The sequence below is a fragment of the Burkholderia stagnalis genome, assembly GCF_902830275.1.
Taxonomy (GTDB): domain Bacteria; phylum Pseudomonadota; class Gammaproteobacteria; order Burkholderiales; family Burkholderiaceae; genus Burkholderia; species Burkholderia stagnalis.
This window is the reverse complement of sequence record NZ_CADESW010000006.1, coordinates 183,468-200,835: the sequence shown is the minus strand read 5'-3', so window position 1 is coordinate 200,835 and position 17,368 is coordinate 183,468. Positions and strand designations below refer to the sequence as shown.

Here is a 17,368-nt window from a genome sequence, read left to right as displayed (position 1 = left end):
GAGCGTCAGCCTCCGTGGATGTCGAACAGCGCGTCGAGCCCCTCGAGGCTCGACGCGAACGGCGCGCATTCGCGAAAGCCCTGCTGCAGGAACGATTCGATGCGCGGATAGAGCGCGATCGCGCGGTCGAGCTGCGCGTCGCGGCCGGGCGCGTAGGCGCCCACCGCGATCAGGTCGCGGTTGCGCTGGTAGCGCGACAGCATCTGCTTGAACTGGCGCACGCGGTCGAGGTGCGGCTCGTCGATCAGCGCGGTCATCGCGCGGCTGATCGACGCCTCGATGTCGATCGCCGGATAGTGGCCGGCCTCGGCGAGCGCGCGCGACAGCACGATGTGGCCGTCGAGGATCGCGCGCGCGGAATCGGCGATCGGGTCCTGCTGGTCGTCGCCCTCGGTCAGCACCGTGTAGAACGCGGTGATCGAGCCGCCGCCTTCCGGGCCGTTGCCGGTGCGCTCGACGAGCGCGGGCAGCTTCGCGAACACCGACGGCGGATAGCCCTTGGTCGCGGGCGGCTCGCCGATCGCGAGCGCGATCTCGCGCTGCGCCATCGCGTAGCGGGTCAGCGAATCCATCAGCAGCAGCACGTGCTTGCCCTGGTCGCGGAAATACTCGGCGAGCGCGGTGGCGTACGCGGCGCCCTGCATCCGCAGCAGCGGCGACACGTCGGCGGGCGCCGCGACCACGACCGAGCGCGCGAGGCCGTCCTCGCCGAGGATCTGCTCGATGAATTCCTTCACTTCGCGGCCCCGTTCGCCGATCAGGCCGATCACGATCACCTCGGCGCTCGTGTAGCGCGCCATCGTGCCGAGCAGCACCGACTTGCCGACGCCGGAGCCCGCGAACAGGCCCATCCGCTGGCCGCGCCCGACGGTGAGCAGCGCGTTGATCGCGCGCACGCCGACGTCGAGCACGTGATGGATCGGTTCGCGCTCGAGCGGGTTGATCGACGCCGCGGACAGCGGCGCGTCGACCGTCGACGCCAGCGGGCCGAGGTTGTCGAGCGGGCGGCCGGCCGCGTCGACGACGCGCCCGAGCATGTTCCAGCCGACCGGCAGCCGCTTCGCGCCGGAGAGCGGATCGGCGACCGGCGCGCGTTCGAGCGGCCACACGCGCGCGCCGGGCAGCACGCCCGCGACGTCGGTGGTCGGCATCAGGAACAGGCGGTCGCCGGAGAAGCCGACGACTTCCGCTTCCGCGACCGGCAGCGTGCTGCCGGGCGGCAGTTCGATCGTGCATTCGGCGCCGACCGACAGGCGCAGCCCGATCGCCTCGAGCACGAGGCCCGCGGCGCGGGTCAGGCGGCCGCACGGCCGCAGCGGCAGCGCGCGATGGCTGCGCGTGGCCAGGCCGTTCAGGTGCGCGCGCCAGTGCGACAGATGGGGGTTGTGCGGCGCGCGCGGCGCGTCGCCTGCCAGGGCCGGGGCGGCGTCGTGCGCGGCCTCCGGGCCGAACGACGCCAGCGCGAGTTCGCGTTCGAGCGGCGTCATGCCGTCGTGCGCGAATGACTCGGGCGTGTGCGTCACCATGCGCTCACCTTGCCGATCGCGGCGGCGACGCGCTGCCAGCGGGTCGCGAGCGTCGCGTCGACTTCACCGGTGGCCGCGTGCGCGCGGCAGCCGCCGCGCTCGATCGCCGCATCGGTGCGCACGCTCCAGCCGATCGCGTCGAGTTCTTCCTGCAGGTACGCCTCGACGACCGGCAGGTCGGCCGGATGCACGGCCAGCTGCGGCGCGCCGGACAGCGCCGGCTCGGCCGCGAGCACGTCGCGCACCGCCGCGACGAGCGCGGTCGGGTCGTGCTTCACGTGCTGGCGCACGACCTGCTGCGCGATGTCGAGCGCGAGCTGCGCGACGTCGGCCGCGAGATCGTGCTCGGCGGCGGCCAGCGCCTCCTTGAACGACGCGGCCAGCGCGGCGAGCTGCGCGGCCTGCTCGCGCGCCTCGGCCTGGCCGGCCTCGAAACCCTGCTGGTGGCCCTGTTCGTAGCCGGCCTGGTAGCCGAGCGCCTGGCCCTCGACGTGGCCGGACGACATGCCGTCCGCATGCGCGGCGTCGCGCACGCGCTGCAATTCCTCGGCGAGCGCGGCCGCTGCCGCGGCCGCCGTGTCGGGCGGCGGCGGGGGAGGCGGCGGATCGAACGACGCCATTTCCCACCGCTGGTACGCGGTGACGTCGCCCGTGCGGTCGCTCGCCGGATCAGACATATGCGTCTTCCGCCTTGCCGCCGATCACGATCTGGCCGCCTTCGGCGAGGTTGCGCACGATCTGCAGGATGCGGCGCTGCTGCGTCTCGACCTCGGACACGCGCACCGGGCCGCGCGCGTCGAGATCCTCGGCGAGCAGTTCGGCCGCGCGCTGCGACATGTTCGCGAGGAACTTCTGGCGCAGCGCGGGCGGCGCGCCCTTCAGCGCGATGATCAGCGTCTCCGATTCGACTTCCTTCAGCAGCAGCTGGATCGCGCGATCCTCGAGGTCGAGCAGGTTCTCGAACACGAACATCTGGTCGATGATCTTCTGCGCGAGGTCCTGGTCGTACTGGCGGACGTTCTCGAGCACACCTTCCTCGTGCACCGACGTCATGAAGTTCAGGATCTCGGCCGCGGTGCCGATGCCGCCCATCGGGCTGCGCTTCAGGTTGTCGCTGCCGGACAGCAGGCCCGACAGCACGTCGTCGAGCTCGCGCAGCGCGGCGGGCTGGATGCCGTCGAGCGTCGCGATCCGCAGCATCACGTCATTGCGCAGCCGCTCGGTGAAGCAGGACACGATCTCGGACGCCTGGTCGCGGTCGAGATGCACGAGGATCGTCGCGATGATCTGCGGATGCTCGTTCTTGATCAGCTCGGCCACCGCGCTCGAATCCATCCACTTCAGGCCTTCGATGCCGCTCGTGTCGCTGCCCTGCAGGATGCGGTCGATCAGCACGCCGGCCTTGTCCTCGCCGAGCGCCTTGGTCAGCACCGAGCGGATGTAGTCGTTCGAATCGAGCGACAGCGCGGTGTGCTGCTCGGCCTCCTTCGCGAACTCGTTCAGCACGCGCTCGACCTCTTCGCGCGTGACGTTGCGCAGCGCGGCCATCGCGGCGCCGATCTTCTGCACCTCGCGCGGCGCGAGGAATTTGAATACCTGCGCGGCCTCTTCCTCGCCGATCGACATCAGCAGGAGCGCGCTCTTGGTCAAGCCTTCAGCGTTCATCGTTCACCCAGCTCTTCACGACGGTTGCGACGATCTTCGGATCCTGGCGGGCGATCGTGCGCGCGTAGTCGAGGTTGCGCTCGTAGCGGTGCTTCTCGTTTTCGAAGCCGAGCAGCAGCGCGTCGGCGTCTTCGTTCGCGGCGCTCTTCTCCGGCGCGGGCAGGCCGTCCAGCGCGACCGCGTCTTCCGGCGCCGGCAGCGCGGGCGCGGCCGGCTCGGGCGGCGGGTACGCGCGGCGCATCGCCGGGCGCACCACCGCGAAGTACAGCGCCGCCGCGACCCCCAGGATGCCGAGCCACTTCGCGGCTTCCTTCGCCATGTCGATCACGTCCGGCTGGCGGTACCACGGCAGGTCGGCGTACGGGTCGCCGGCGGTCGTGAACGCGCTGTTCACGACGTTCACCGAGTCGCCGCGCTTCGCGTCGTAGCCCATCGCGTCCTTCACGAGCTGTTCGACCTGCGCGAGCTTCGCGGGCGGCAGCGGCTGCATCGTCACGTGGCCCTTCGAATCGGCGACCGGCTGGTAGTTGACGACGACCGCGACCGACAGCCGCTTCACGCTGCCCATCGGCTGCTCGATGTGGCGGATCGTCTTGTCGAGCTCGTAATTGGTGGTGGCATCCTTGCGGTCGCTGACCGGCGTCGTCTGCTGCCCGCTCTGGCCGTTGCCCGCGACGATCGGCGCGGACGCCGGCTGCGGCGGCGTGTTCGACAGCGCGCCCGGCACGCCCGATGCGCCGCCCTGCGCGAGCTCGGTCGCGGTGCTGGTCTGCTGGCTGCGGATCGCGGCCTGCTGCGGCGTGCCGTTCGGGCCGTAGCTTTCCGACGTCTGCTCCTGCTTCGAGAAGTCGAGGTCGGCGCTCACCTGCGAGCGCGCGTTGCCGGTGCCGAAGATCGGCGCGAGGATCGCGTCGATGCGCTTCTGCGTGTTGCGCTCGACCTGCTGCACGTACTTCAGCTGGCTCGCGTCGAGGCCGGTGGCCGACGCCTGCTGGGTCAGCAGGTTGCCGTCCTGGTCGACGATCGTGACGTTCTTCGCGGGCATGTCGGGCACGCCGGACGACACCATCCGCGTGATCGCCTGCACCTGGCCCTCGTCGAGCACGCGGCCCGGGTAGAGATCGACGAACACGGACGCGCTCGGCGCTTCCTTGTCGCGCACGAACACCGACGGCTTCGGGATCGCGAGATGCACGCGCGCCGTCTTCACGGCGTTGATCGATTCGATCGTGCGCTGCAGCTCGCCTTCGAGCGCGCGCTGGTAGTTGATCTGCTCGGCGAACTGGCTGATGCCGAATTTCTGGTTGTCCATCAGCTCGAAGCCGACCGAGCCGCCCTTCGGCAGCCCGAGCGCGGCGAGCTTGAGGCGCGTTTCGTGGACCTGGCTCGCCGGCACGAGGATCGCGCCGCCGGCGTCGGCGAACTTGTAGGGAACGTTTGCCTGCTGGAGCGCGGCAATGATCGCGCCGCCGTCGCGGTCGGACAGGTTGCTGTACAGCACGCGGTAGTCGGGCGCGCGGCTCCACAGCACGAGCGCGACGATCACGGCGACGGCGAACGCGGCGGCGATCACGAACGGCAGCTTCGGGTTGCCGCGCATCCGCGCGATGCCCGGAATCCGTTCAGCGAAGCCGCCGAGCCCGAAATCCACGCTCGCGCCGCCCGCGCCCGGCAGCGCCGCGGCGGCGCCGGGAGCCGGGCTGGGGAGGCCCGCGCGGGCGTCGGGGTTGATCAGCGAATTTGCCTGCGAATCCATGCGTCGAGGTTCTCCGGAGCGGGACGACTGAGCCGCTCGGACGAGCGGGCGGACAATGACACGATGCGATTATCGTGACGCCGGCCCCGATCCGATCGGCCGAAAAGAGCCGGGTTTCCCCCGTACTTTCACGGCTTTGCCGGACGGTGCGCTGCTATGCTTTTTCGCGATCCGGCAAGGCGGACGCGCGCGGCATGCGCCGGCGGCCCGCCCGGCCTGGCCCGTACGGGCCCTTTATATTGGATGGGGAAACGGCATGACGACGAGCGTCGGCGGAATCGGTTCGGTGTTGCAACAGATGCAGGCGATGGCGGCGCAGGCGGCCGGCGGCACGGCCAGCCCGACCGCGGCGCTCGCGGGCTCGGGCGCGGCGACGGCCGGCACCTTCGCGAGCGCGATGAAGGCGTCGCTCGACAAGATCAGCGGCGACCAGCAGCGCGCGCTCGGCGAGGCGCAGGCGTTCGAGGTCGGCGCGGCGAACGTGTCGCTGAACGACGTGATGGTCGACATGCAGAAGGCCAACATCGGCTTCCAGTTCGGGCTGCAGGTCCGCAACCGGCTCGTCAGCGCGTACAACGAAATCGCGCAAATGCCGGTCTGACGCGGCCGCACGGCCCGTCCGTCCCCATCCGGTTTGCCTAAAGCTTTTAATTTCCTTTCCGATAACTCCGGGAACAGGCCGCGCCGCGCGCGCGGGCTATCCAGATCCACCGCATCAACAAGGAGAAGCGCATGTTTTCCCCAGGACACGCTGGAGCCAATGCGTATGCGCGCGTCGGCGTCGAGACGGGGGTGATGGGCGCGTCACCGCATCGCCTGATCGCGATGCTCTACCAGGGCGCGCGGCAGGCCATCGCGCTTGCGCGCATGCACCTGCAGCAGGGCAACATTCCCGCGCGCGGCGAGGCGATCGGCAAGGCGATCCGGATCGTCGAGAGCGGCCTGCAGACCGCGCTGAACCGTGAGCAGGGCGGCGAGATCGCCGCGCGCCTCGATGCGCTGTACAGCTATATCGGCCGGCGCCTGGTGGAAGCGAACGCGAAGGCCAGCGAGCCGATCCTGGTCGAGGTCGACGGGCTGCTCGCGACGCTCGAGGAAGCGTGGACGGGCATCGCGCCGGAAGTCGCCCGGATGGCCGCCCAACAGGCGGACCAGCCGCGATGAACCGCAAGGACGAATACTTCGCGCGCTATGAGGCGATCGCGGACGTGTCCGACCAGATGCTGCGCGCGGCGCGCGGCGCCGACTGGAGCGCGCTGTCGGCGCTGCAGGAGGTGTACCTGCAGCTCGTCGACGGGCTGAAGGACGCCGGGGTGGGCGTCGCGCTCGACGAGGCCGAACTCGGCCGCAAGCTCGAACTGATCCGCCGCATTCTCGCCGACGACGCCGCGATCCGCGATCTCGCCAGCCCGGAAATCGCGCGGCTGTCCGCGCTGTTCGAGACGCGCCGCTCGACCAAGGTGCTGACCGACCTGTACCGCGCGCGCGGCGGTTGACGGCCCGGCGGCGCGCAATGCGCGCCGCGCGTGGCGTCGGCGGCGACGCAGATTCCCGAATCCGCATCTTCCGGATGCGCATCGATGTTGCTGAGGGGAGCACGCTCCGATCATGACCGGTATCGACTCCGTAGCCGCCGCCTTGCTGGCGAGCCGCCTCGACAGCCTGCTGAACGGCGTCGTGACGCCGCCGGCCGGCGGCGCGGCGACGGCGCAGGTCGGCACGTCGGCCACCGGCGCGCCGCTGGCGCCTGCCACGCCCCCTCCCGCCGCCACACCGCCGCAGGCCTCCGCGCAGACGGCGCTGTCCGAGGTCGGGCTCACGCTCGATGCGATCTCGCGGTTCGGCGGCGACGCCACGCCGGCGGTCGTCGGACGGGCGCCGCTGCTCGCCGACCCGACCGTGCTGCTGACTGATTCGACCCCGGCGACCGCGTCGGCGGGCAGTGTCGCGCCGCAGGACGCGGCGCGCGCGGCGGCGTCGCAGGCCGCGGCCCCCGCGCGCGACGCGACGGCCGCCGCGCCGGTCCTGGCGCTGCGCGCCGCGCTCGCGCAGGCCGTGAGCGAAAGCGGCCTGTTCTACGAATCCCATCTCGCGCAATGGCTGGCCGGCCAGCGGCCGCTCGCCGCGCTCGAGCGCGAGCCGCAGGCGCGCCTGCCGGCCACGCCGACGCCCGCCGCCGCGAACCCGCCGCCCGACAACGCCGACAGCACGCTCGACGCGCTGCTCGACGCCCGCCTGCCGCTGCCGTCGCCGGCGCCTCGCACGGCGGGCCAGCCGGGGCCCGGCACGCCGGCCGGCGCGGCGCCGCACGCGAACGCGGCAGTGCCGGCCCGCGACTTCCTCGCGCCCGATGCGCCGCCGCCGCGCATTGCCGGCGGCACGGGCCCGCACCCGGACACCCCGGAATCGCGCTGGACGCCCGCGCGCGCCGCGCTGGCCGGCGCGGCGTCGGCCGACACGCCGGCATCCGCGCCGCTGCCGGTGCATCCGGCCGCCGTGCCGCTGGTGCGCCAGCAGCTCGACGTGCTCGCGACCGACCAGTTCCGCTGGATCGGCGAAGCGTGGCCCGGCGCGCGGCTCGACTGGACGATCGAGCCCGACGGCTCGGGCGGCCATGCGCCGCGCGACGATGCCGGCGACGGCATCGCGTGGCGGACCCGCCTCACGCTGATGCTGCCGACGCTCGGCACGGTCGATGCGGAACTGGTGCTGAACGGCGGGCAGCTCGTCGCGCGGTTGCGCGCGAACGAGGCCGGCGCGGGCCGCCTGGCCCGAAATGAAGCGGCGCTGCGGCAGCGGCTGGAGGCGTCGGGGCTGCAGCTCGGCGGGCTGTCGATCCGCGCGGTCGACGGCGCGCCGGACGGGTTCGACGCGTTCGCCGTGAAGGCGGCGGCCGCCGCGTATGCACGCGGTGTCGCCGACGAAGTGGTCGACGCAGGCCGCGACGTTGGCGCCGACGAACGGGGGCCGCGATGAGCGGGCCGTCCCGCAAGGGCGCGGCCGCGCTCGTCTACGACGCGAAGGGCGGCGATGCCGCGCCGCGGGTGATCGCGAAGGGCTACGGCGTGCTCGCCGACATGATCGTCGCCCGCGCCCGCGATGCCGGGCTCTACGTGCATACCGCGCCGGAAATGGTGTCGCTGCTGATGCAGGTCGATCTCGACGATCGGATTCCGCCGCAGCTGTATCAGGCGGTGGCCGACCTGCTGGCGTGGCTGTACGCGCTCGAGCGCGCCGATGGCGCGGCGGGCGGCGCCGCGCCGCCGCCGTTTCCGCTCCCGCGGCTGCGCTGAGCGCGCCGGGCCGCGGTGACGCGCCGCCGCGATTGAGCCGGGCTGCAATTTATGTAATGATATCCATTCTCATTTCATGTCCGCCGGGCGGCGCGCGATACCAGCGCGCCGCCCGTTGTTTTGAACGAATGGAATTGCTCGCGTGAACGCGCCCGAAACGATCGACAAGCCCCGTGCGGGCGTTACCGTGCTGCGCCCGGCACGCCATCTCACTGAAGACGAACTGTCCGCGCGCCGCCAGCGTTCGCGCCGCGCGACCTTCATCAAGTGGCTGCGCAAGGTGCACGGCTGGGTGGGCCTGTGGGGCGCGGTGCTCGGGCTGCTGTTCGGCGTGACGGGCGTGGTGCTCAACCATCGCGCGCCGCCGCTGAAGATCCCGACCGGCGAGCCGCAGGTCGAGGAATTGCAGCTCGCGCTGCCGGATCCGGTGCCGGCGACGCCCGCCGCGATGACGAAGTGGCTCGCGCGCGAGCTGCACTTCGACGGCCGCCCGGGCCGGGTGCGCAAGGACCCCGCGCAGCCGGTGGCGTGGGGCGACAAGCGCGTGATGCAGCCCGAGCACTGGCAGTTCGGCCTGTTCGGGCCGCAGCAGAACCTGCAGGCCGAATACTGGGTGGGGAATGGCTACGTGTCGGTGAAGCGCACCGGCAATTCGTTCATGACGACGCTGAACAACCTGCACCGCGGCGTCGGGATGAACCTCGGCTGGGTGCTGCTGATGGACACGATCGCCGGCTCGCTGATCCTGCTGTCGCTGACGGGCGTCCTGCTGTGGACCGAGCTGAACAAGCGCCGCACCGTCGGCGTGGTGCTGGTGGCCGGCTCGGTCGCCGCGGCGCTCGCCGCGGGCCTCGCCTGACGCCCCCGGCCCACACATCCGCGGCTCAGACGCCGCAGGCCTCGCCGCCGCGCGCCGCGATCTCGCGCGCGGCCTTCGCGCCCTCGACCTGCAGGATCGTCGGCAGCGACACGTTGTTCTTCGCGGCCGTGACCTCGGCGAGGATCGAGATCGCGATTTCCGGCGGCGTGCGGCTGCCGATGTAGATGCCGGCCGGCCCGTGCAGCCGCGCCAGCTCCGTTTCGTTCAGGTCGAATTCGCGCAGCCGCTCGCGGCGCGCCGCGTTGTTGCGCCGCGAACCGAGCGCGCCGACGTAGAACGCGGGCGTCTTCAGCGCCTCCATCAGCGCGAGATCGTCGAGCTTCGGGTCGTGCGTGAGCGCGATCACCGCCGAGCGCGCGTCGAGCTGCATCTCGAGCACCGTGTCGTCGGGCATCGTGTGCACGACGCGCGTGCCCGGCACGTCCCACGCATCCGTGTATTCCTCGCGCGGATCGCACACCGTCACCTGGTAGTCGAGCCCGACCGCGATCTGGCACAGATAGCGCGACAACTGCCCCGCGCCGATCACGAGCATCCGGTAGCGCGGGCCGTGGATCGTCACGAGCCGCTCCCCGTCGAACGCGACGCCGTCGGCGGCCTGCGCGGGCGACAGCGACGCGCGGCCGGTCGCGAGCGTCATCGTGCGCGTGACGAGGCGGCCCGCCTCGACCTGCGCGCACAGCGCGGCGATGCCGCTGTCGCGCGTGAGCGGCTCCAGCACGAGCTGGATCGTGCCGCCGCAAGGCAGCCCGAAGCGGTGCGCCTCCTCGGCCGTCACGCCGTACTTCACCGCTTCCGGGCGCGCATCGGCGGCGATGCCGCTCGCGTGCACGCGGGCGATCAGGTCGTCCTCGATGCAGCCGCCCGACACCGAGCCGACGACGAGCCCGTCGTCGCGCACCGCGAGCATCGCGCCTTCGGGGCGCGGCGACGAGCCCCACGTCTTCACGACCGTGACGAGCAGCACGCGGCGGCCTTCGTCGAGCCAGCGCGCGCTGGTTTTCAATACATCGAGATCGACGCTTTCCATCTTCCGTTTCCTGTTGCTGGACGGCCGCGCCGGTGCGGGCCGCCGTTCGATGGCGGAATTATGAACCGCCCGGCGCAAGCATGCCGGCGGCGCGCGGCGGGCCCGTGCAAATCCGGAGGGATGGGCAAATCATCGCGACGATCGGGCAGCCGTCGGCAGCGGGCGGGAGAGGGAGAGGGAGAGGGAGAGGGAGAGGGAGAGGGAGAGGGAGAGGGAGAGGGAGAGGGAGAGGCGTAGCGGGCCGCGTCCGGCCGCGCCGCGCATATGCGCGGCGGCCGATGCGGGCGGGGGGAGGGGCGCCGCGCGCGGCCCGTCCCGGCCCTGCGCAGCTTGATGGCGCTGCGCCGCCGCGCGCGGCGTGCACGCGCAGCGGTGGGGTCAGTGCGCGTCGTGAGGACCGTGCGCGAGCTTCGAGTGGCGCCGCGAGTACAGGAAGTAGATCACGAGGCCGATCGCGAGCCAGATCCCGAACGCGGCCCACGTGACGGGCTGCAGATTCAGCATCAGGAACAGGCACGCGCCGACCGCGAGGATCGGCACGACCGGCACGCCGGGGCAGCGGAACGCGCGCGGCAGCTCCGGATGCGTGCGGCGCAGCACGAGCACCGCGATCGACACCATCGAGAACGCGGCGAGCGTGCCGATGTTGATCAGCTCGGCCAGCACGTTGAGCGGCACCAGCGCGGCGATCAGGCCGAAGAACAGGCCGACGAGCCAGGTCGTCAGGAACGGCGTCGCGTAGCGCGGATGCACGCGCGACAGCATCGCCGGCAGCAGGCCGTCGCGCGACATCGCGAAGATGATGCGCGTCTGGCCGTAGCTCATCACGAGGATCACGGTCAGCATGCCGAGCACCGCGCCGAGGTCGATGAAGCCCGCGACCCACTTTTCGCCGGCGATCTGCAGCGCATACGAGATCGGGTGCGAGACGTTCGCGTACTGGGCCGACGGCACGATGCCGGTGGCCACGGCCGCGACCGTCACGTACAGCACCGCGCACACCGCGAGCGACGCGATGATGCCGATCGGCAGGTCGCGCTTCGGATTCTTCACTTCCTCGGCCGCCGACGACACCGCGTCGAAGCCGATGAACGCGAAGAACATCACGGCCGCGGCGCCGAACACGCCGTTCCAGCCGTGCGGCATGAACGGCTGCCAGTTCGCCGGCTTGACGTGGAAGATGCCGACCGCGATCACCAGCAGCACCACCGACACCTTGATGAACACCATGACGTTGTTGATGCGGGTCGATTCGCGGATGCCGATCGACAGCAGCGTCGTGATCACGATCATCACCAGGAACGCCGGCAGGTTGAACCACGTGACGACGCCCGGCACGGCGCCGGGCGCGGCCGTCAGCACGGTCGGCAGCGACACGCCGAAGCCCTGCAGCAGCGACTGCAGGTAGCCCGACCAGCCGACCGACACGGCCGACGCGGCGAGCCCGTATTCGAGCATCAGGTCCCAGCCGATGATCCACGCGACGAGTTCGCCGAGGGTGGCGTACGAATACGTGTAGATCGAGCCGGCGACCGGAATCGTCGACGCGAATTCGGCATACGACAGCGCGGCGAGGCCGCAGGCGATGGCGGCGATCACGAACGACAGCATCAGCGCGGGGCCGGCCTGCACGGCGCCGGTGCCGGTCAGCACGAAGATCCCGGTGCCGATGATGGCGCCGATGCCGAGGAAGGTGAGGTCGATCGCGCCGAGCGCTTTCTTGAGCCCGGCGGCCTGTGCGCCGGCGATCATGCGATCGACGTTTTTCTTGCGGAAGAGGGACATTGCGGATGGATCGCCGGCGCGCGCGGGCGCGTCGCGTCGACTGAGTGAAAAACCTGAAATTTTAACCGATCTGGCCGACACGACCCGCCGCGGTGCGGCACCGGACGGCGGAATCGTCAGGCAAAACAAGCGCTTCGGTACGCCGGGCGGCGTGCCGGTGCGCGTGTCAGGCGCCGGGCGCGGGCGCCATGTCGACGAGCCGGTTGCTCATCACGTAGAAGGTCAGCTCCGCGTTGTTCGACAGCCGCATCTTCTCGAGCAGCCGCGTGCGGTAGACGCTCACCGTCTTCACCGACAGCGACAGCGTGTGCGCGATGTCGGTGAGCCGCTTGCCGGACGCGAGCATGCACAGCGTCTGGTATTCGCGGTCCGACAGCTTCTCGTGCGGCAGCGGCTCGTTCTCGAACGACACGTATTCGGCGAGCGCCTCGGCCATTGCCGGGCTCACGTACTTGCGGCCCGCGGCGACCTGCTGGATCGCGGAAATCATCTGCGCGGCGTTCACCGTCTTCGACAGGTAGCCGGCCGCGCCCGCCTTCAGCGCGCGCACCGCGTACTGGTCCTCGCGGTACATCGAGAACATCAGCACCGGCGTCTGCGACAGCTTGCGCTTGAGGCGCTTCAGCACCTCGATGCCGTTCATGTCGGTGAGCGAGATGTCGAGCAGGATCACGTCGAATTCGCGTTTGTCGACGGCCGCCACGGCTTCGCCGCCGGTTTCCGCCTCGGTGACTTCCCGGGCGATGCCGCGGTCGATCAGCAGCTGGCGGATGCCTTGCCGGACGATTGCGTGGTCGTCCACGAGCAGGATGTTCAGACTCATCGCGACCTCACGAAAGCAAGGCGCGACGCGCCGTTGCCGGCGCCGCGAACAGTGCATCCCATGCGAAGCGCGCGACGAGCCGGGTGCCGCGGCCGGCGGCCGGCTCGGTCAGCTCGAAGCTGCCGCCGAACGCCTCGCAGCGCGCGCGCATGCCGGCGAGGCCATAGCCGTGGCGGTGCGCGCGGGAGAAACCGATCCCATCATCGGCCGCGATCAGCGACAGGAAGCGGCCGTCCGCTTCGATCCGCACGTCGGCCGACGTCGCGCGGGCATGCTTCGCGACGTTCGACAGCGCTTCCTGCGCGACGCGGAAGATCGCGAGCGCGCCGGGGCCCGCGAGCTGCGGCAGGCGCGCATCGGCGGCGCACACGAAGCTCGTGCGCAGGCCGCTGCGCTCCGCATGGCTGGCGACCCACGCCGACAGCGCGCCGACGAGGCCGGCGTCGAGCGCCGGGGTGTCCTGCTCGTCGATCAGCCGGCGGTTCGCATCGCTCGCGGCGTCGAGCGCGCGCAGCGCCAGGTCGAGCGCGCGGCGGCAGCCTTCGGGCGCGTCGGCGGGCAGCCAGGTATCGACGTTCGCGAGCGCGAAACGCGCGGCGGTGAGTTCGGCGCCGAGCCCGTCGTGCAGCTCGCCGGCCAGATGGCGGCGCGCCGCTTCGTCGGCGCTCAGCAGTGCGGCGGACAGTTCGGCGATCCGCGCGTCGAGCGCGTCGCGGCTCGCGGCGCTCGTGAGGCGAGACCGGGTGGTGGAAGGGGCACAGGCCGCCGCAGGCTGCTGCGACGGGAACGGGGCGTGGGCGCCTTCGGGCGCGTTAAGCGACGTATCCATGACTCTCCCTGCTGTCAGAAAGCGATTCAGACACCGATCGGCGGCGCGTGCCGGATGCCGTTTTCGTAGACGGCGGCCGGTCGGCAATTGTCACACACCAGGGTAACAAAATTTACATCTTGTAACACATTGGTCCGACCCTTCAGTGTGCGTCCGGATTACGGACGCGCGCCGCGCATAATATCTCAAAATTTCGCGAAAAGTCATGATGGGTGGGACATTTAAGGGTAAGTGTGAACAATCTGAACGAATGTGTTGTAGGAAAAACACCGACACGCGAGCCGCCACTTGCGCCGTGTCCAAATGTAACTATTTGAGATGAGCGCTCGTCCATTGTTACGAATTCGCCGCGCACCCGCGAAAAAAAACCGGAGCTTTCGCTCCGGTTTCTTGACCGCGCACAAATTCGAGGGGCGGATCAGTCGACGAACGCGCGCTCGATCACGTAGTGGCCCGGCGCGCTGTTCTTGCCTTCGACGAGGCCGGCCTGCTTCAGCAGGTCGGTCGTGTCCTTCAGCATCGCGGTGCTGCCGCACAGCATCACGCGGTCGTGTTCCGGCGAGAACGGCGGCACGTCGAGATCGGTGAACAGCTTGCCCGTCGCGATCAGGTCGGTGATCCGGCCTTCGTTCTCGAACTCCTCGCGGGTGACCGTCGGGTAGTAGACGAGCTTTTCCTTGATGATGTCGCCGAGGTATTCGTGGCCCGGCAGGTCGTGCTTGATGTAGTCCATGTACGCGAGCTCGCCCTTCAGGCGGCAGGTGTGCGTCAGGATGACCTTGTCGAAGCGTTCGTAGATGTCCGGATCGCGGATGATCGACATGAACGGCGCGAGGCCCGTGCCCGTCGACAGCATCCACAGCGTCTTGCCCGGCAGCAGGTTGTCGGCGACGAGCGTGCCGGTCGGCTTCTTGCCGATCAGCACCGTGTCGCCCACCTTCAGGTGCTGCAGGCGCGACGTCAGCGGGCCGTTCTGGACCTTGATGCTGAAGAACTCGAGGTGCTCCTCGTAGTTCGGGCTGACGATGCTGTATGCGCGTGCGAGCGGCTTGCCGTCGACCTCGAGGCCGACCATCGTGAATTCGCCGTTGTTGAAGCGCAGGCTCGGCTCACGGGTGCAGGTGAAGCTGAAAAGCGTGTCGGTCCAGTGGTGGACGGATTGGACGGTGGCGGTGTCGTATTTGCTCATGGCTTTGAAAACGGACGCGCGTCGCGGAACGCGTGTAACGGGCGAAAAACGAGGGCGTCGGCCCGATCGGGGGATCGGCCGGCGGCGCGCCGAACACGCGCCTTCTCTGTGACAGACGATCGGAGAACTGCTTATTTTACCCTGCTTGCGTGCTTCGCGCGCTTGACCACGGCCGATGCGCGGATTTCGCGCAACGTTTCATTTCAAAATGCTTTCATCGATCGGCGGCGAGCTTCGCGCCGAGGCCGACCAGCGCGGCGCCGCACAGCGCGTCGAGCGGGCGGCGCACGCGCCGGTAGCCGCGCTGCGCGCGCGGGCTCGCGAACAGGTACGCGACGCTGCAATACCAGCCGACCGACATCGAGCCGATCGTCAGCAGCGCCGCGCCGTTGAACCACAGCGGCACGTGCGCGGGCAGCATCGCCGCGAACACGCTGGTCCAGAACGCGCAGGACTTCGGGTTCGTCAGGCACGTGAGCAGCCCGGTGCGGTACGCGCGCAGGTAGTCGCGCGCCTGCGGCGCGGGCAGCGCGGCCGCTGCCGCGTCGTCGGCCGCCGGGGCCGGATCGCGCCGCGTGCTCGAACGCAGCAGCTTGAAGCCGAAATAGACGAGGTACGCGGCGCCGCCGATCCGGATCGTTTCGTACAGCCATTCGACCTGGTGCAGCACGGCCGCGAGGCCGAGCATCGCGAGCGTCGCCCAGGTGACCGACGCGGTGCCGACGCCGAGCGCCGACACGGCGCCGAGGCTGCGCCGGCCGGCGAGCGACAGCTGCGAAATCATGAAGATGTTCGGCCCGGGCGTGACGAGCGCGACGAGGTAGACGGCGGCGATTTGCAGCAGGATCGGCAGATAGCTCATGGCGGCGCGGCTCGGGGCGGGGCAAGCCGCTACTGTAGCGCGAACCGACTCGACCCGAGCCGACCCGACGCGACGCGATGCGATGCGATGCGATGCGACTCGACCCGAGCCGAGCCGAGCCGAGCCGAGCCGAGCCGAGCCGAGCCGAGCCGAGCCGAGCCGAGCCGAGCCGAGCCGAGCCGACCCGACCCGACCCGACCCGACCCGACCCGACCCGACCCAACCCGACCCAACCCGACCCAACCCGACCCAACCCGACCCAACCCGACCCAACCCGACCAGGGTCGCGCCGCCGCGCTCACTGCGGGTCGAGCCGCAGGCGGGCGATGTACGGCAGGTGGTCCGACAGCCACGCGGTCTCGCCGGACGGCGCGCTCCATTCGAGCGGCGTGAGCCCGCGCACGAACATCTTGTCGAGCGCGAGCGCCGGCGAGAACGCGGGGAACGTGCGCCCCGACTCGCCGAGCAGCGTCGCGACCTCGGACAGGCCGATCTCGGCGAACAGCGGGATCGAGTCGTTGCGCCAGTCGTTGAAATCGCCGGCGAGCACGAGCGGGCCGTCCTTCGCGTGGCGCACGATCCAGTGCGCGATCCAGTGCATCTGGCGCAGCCGCGCCGCGCGCGTGAGCGCGAGATGCGCGCACAGCAGCGTGACCGGGCGCGACCCGGCGAGCGTCGCGCGCGCGACCAGCAGGCCGCGCCGCTCGAAGCGGTGCGCGGAGATGTCCCAGCGGCCGCCGAGGTCGAGCGGGTGCGGCGACAGGATCGCGTTGCCGTGCCGCCACGACGGCTTGAACACGTTCGGGCCGAGCGCGATCTGCCAGTCGAGCGACTCCGCGATCTCGGTCGCCTGGCAATGCCAGACGTCGTCGTACGCGTCGTCCATCGGCGTGCCGAAGCCGGGCGCGAGCACGGGGCGCGGCATCCGGCGCGCCATCGCTTCCTGCAGGAAATACACGTCGGCGTGCGTCGACTGCATCCAGTTGCGCATCGCGTTCCACGCGGTGAAGCCGAGCGGCGAGCGGCCCTTGTGCAGGTTCCAGCTGACCGCCGTGAGTTCGTCGGGCGCGGCGTGCGGCTCGGCGAACGGCAGGGACAGGGCGTCGGCGGACATGGCGGCTCAGTCCTTCGCGACGTGCGCGCGCACGCGGTACACGAGATGCGGGCGCTGCTCGATGAGGGTCCAGTCGGTCCACGCATCGGCGCCGACCGACAGCCCCGGATGGCTTGCGACGATCTGTCGCGGCGAGGTCGGCAGGCACGGGTCGGCCGGCTTCGCGTTCGTATCGTCGAGCGTCTCCTGCACGTCGAGCGCGAGCGAGATCGCGTTCGCGTCGGCGGCGAGCGGCGCGACGGTGACGGCGCGCGTGCGCTCGACCGGCACGACGCGCGCCTTGTCGCCGCAGCCGACGGGCACGGCGGACGGGTAGCGATGGGTGTCGGTGCGGGTCTGACCGACGGTGGTGTGCTGCTGGAACGTGTCGATCGTCTGGCCGTCGCTCACCACCTGGATCTCCCATGCGACGACCGCGGGCGCGGGGCTCTGCGCGTGGGCGGCGAGCGCGGCGCCCGCCAGCAGGACGGCCAGGCCGTGTTTCAGCATGAAGCCTCTCCGGAGTCTCGGTGTTGCGGGAAACGGACGCCCATCTTACGCCCGATCGGCATCGTCGACGATGCGACCGGATGCGCCGCGGCGAATGCGCCGCGCGATGCGCCCATGCAGGAAAGGT

General features: G+C 70.6%; 18 protein-coding genes. 6 read left to right on the top strand and 12 right to left on the bottom strand.

Annotated features, from left to right (window positions below; translation table 11 throughout):
• Nucleotides 1-5: 5 nt before the first annotated feature.
• The 4 genes from fliI to fliF are packed head-to-tail and all read right to left on the bottom strand — an operon-like array spanning nt 6 to nt 4,947.
• Complete coding sequence (gene fliI / locus HWY45_RS13565) at nt 6-1,526, bottom strand: flagellar protein export ATPase FliI (RefSeq protein ID WP_059810407.1); 1,521 nt, start codon at nt 1,524-1,526, stop codon at nt 6-8.
• Nucleotides 1,520-2,203: a flagellar assembly protein FliH gene (gene fliH, locus HWY45_RS13560; protein WP_059563705.1), complete on the bottom strand. Its 684-nt coding sequence runs from the start codon at nt 2,201-2,203 to the stop codon at nt 1,520-1,522. Before fliH ends, fliI begins: the two co-directional genes overlap by 7 nt.
• Nucleotides 2,196-3,191, bottom strand: a complete 996-nt coding sequence (gene fliG, locus HWY45_RS13555) for a flagellar motor switch protein FliG (RefSeq protein ID WP_059563706.1) — start codon at nt 3,189-3,191, stop codon at nt 2,196-2,198. Before fliG ends, fliH begins: the two co-directional genes overlap by 8 nt.
• Complete coding sequence (gene fliF, locus HWY45_RS13550; protein ID WP_059881893.1) at nt 3,181-4,947, bottom strand: flagellar basal-body MS-ring/collar protein FliF; 1,767 nt, start codon at nt 4,945-4,947, stop codon at nt 3,181-3,183. The genes fliG and fliF overlap by 11 nt, the downstream gene beginning before the upstream one ends.
• 256 nt (nt 4,948-5,203) lie before the next feature.
• On the opposite strand from fliF, the gene fliE reads away from it, so the two are divergent.
• From fliE to HWY45_RS13520, 6 genes are all read left to right on the top strand, one after another.
• Nucleotides 5,204-5,548: a flagellar hook-basal body complex protein FliE gene (gene fliE / locus HWY45_RS13545; RefSeq protein WP_059563708.1), complete on the top strand. Its 345-nt coding sequence runs from the start codon at nt 5,204-5,206 to the stop codon at nt 5,546-5,548.
• A gap of 131 nt (nt 5,549-5,679) precedes the next feature.
• On the top strand, nt 5,680-6,111 hold the full coding sequence (gene fliS / locus HWY45_RS13540) for a flagellar export chaperone FliS (protein ID WP_026045260.1): 432 nt from the start codon (nt 5,680-5,682) through the stop codon (nt 6,109-6,111).
• Nucleotides 6,108-6,443: a flagellar protein FliT gene (locus HWY45_RS13535; protein WP_059563709.1), complete on the top strand. Its 336-nt coding sequence runs from the start codon at nt 6,108-6,110 to the stop codon at nt 6,441-6,443. The genes fliS and HWY45_RS13535 overlap by 4 nt, the downstream gene beginning before the upstream one ends.
• A 112-nt stretch (nt 6,444-6,555) precedes the next feature.
• The gene (fliK, locus tag HWY45_RS13530; RefSeq protein ID WP_059881891.1) at nt 6,556-7,923 is read left to right on the top strand and encodes a flagellar hook-length control protein FliK; all 1,368 of its coding nucleotides are present in this window, start codon (nt 6,556-6,558) and stop codon (nt 7,921-7,923) included.
• Entirely contained in the window at nt 7,920-8,240 is a 321-nt protein-coding gene (locus HWY45_RS13525) for an EscU/YscU/HrcU family type III secretion system export apparatus switch protein (RefSeq protein ID WP_059563711.1), read from the top strand. The genes fliK and HWY45_RS13525 overlap by 4 nt, the downstream gene beginning before the upstream one ends.
• 142 nt (nt 8,241-8,382) lie before the next feature.
• Entirely contained in the window at nt 8,383-9,099 is a 717-nt protein-coding gene (locus HWY45_RS13520) for a PepSY-associated TM helix domain-containing protein (RefSeq protein WP_059881889.1), read from the top strand.
• Nucleotides 9,100-9,124: 25 nt separating this feature from the next.
• On the opposite strand, the gene HWY45_RS13515 is transcribed toward HWY45_RS13520, so the two are convergent.
• From HWY45_RS13515 to HWY45_RS13480, 8 genes are all read right to left on the bottom strand, one after another.
• Complete coding sequence (locus HWY45_RS13515) at nt 9,125-10,150, bottom strand: XdhC family protein (protein ID WP_059881887.1); 1,026 nt, start codon at nt 10,148-10,150, stop codon at nt 9,125-9,127.
• Nucleotides 10,151-10,528: 378 nt separating this feature from the next.
• On the bottom strand, nt 10,529-11,935 hold the full coding sequence (gene bcaP, locus HWY45_RS13510) for a branched-chain amino acid transporter BcaP (RefSeq protein ID WP_059881886.1): 1,407 nt from the start codon (nt 11,933-11,935) through the stop codon (nt 10,529-10,531).
• 166 nt (nt 11,936-12,101) lie between these two features.
• Nucleotides 12,102-12,758 (bottom strand): response regulator transcription factor RqpR, encoded by a 657-nt coding sequence (rqpR, locus tag HWY45_RS13505; protein WP_059810393.1) that lies wholly within the window; start codon nt 12,756-12,758, stop codon nt 12,102-12,104.
• Nucleotides 12,759-12,765: 7 nt separating this feature from the next.
• Complete coding sequence (gene rqpS, locus HWY45_RS13500; protein ID WP_059810392.1) at nt 12,766-13,587, bottom strand: quorum system sensor histidine kinase RqpS; 822 nt, start codon at nt 13,585-13,587, stop codon at nt 12,766-12,768.
• Between the two features lie 418 nt (nt 13,588-14,005).
• Nucleotides 14,006-14,776 (bottom strand): ferredoxin--NADP reductase, encoded by a 771-nt coding sequence (locus HWY45_RS13495; RefSeq protein ID WP_059563717.1) that lies wholly within the window; start codon nt 14,774-14,776, stop codon nt 14,006-14,008.
• Between the two features lie 214 nt (nt 14,777-14,990).
• Nucleotides 14,991-15,638 carry a LysE family translocator gene (locus HWY45_RS13490; protein ID WP_059881884.1) on the bottom strand — a complete coding sequence of 216 codons (648 nt, stop codon included), beginning with the start codon at nt 15,636-15,638 and terminating at the stop codon, nt 14,991-14,993.
• A 298-nt stretch (nt 15,639-15,936) separates the two neighbouring features.
• Nucleotides 15,937-16,752 (bottom strand): endonuclease/exonuclease/phosphatase family protein, encoded by an 816-nt coding sequence (locus HWY45_RS13485; RefSeq protein ID WP_059803457.1) that lies wholly within the window; start codon nt 16,750-16,752, stop codon nt 15,937-15,939.
• Between the two features lie 6 nt (nt 16,753-16,758).
• A complete protein-coding gene (locus HWY45_RS13480) occupies nt 16,759-17,241 on the bottom strand; it encodes a hypothetical protein (RefSeq protein ID WP_059886543.1) in 483 nt (160 codons plus the stop codon).
• Nucleotides 17,242-17,368: the final 127 nt, after the last annotated feature.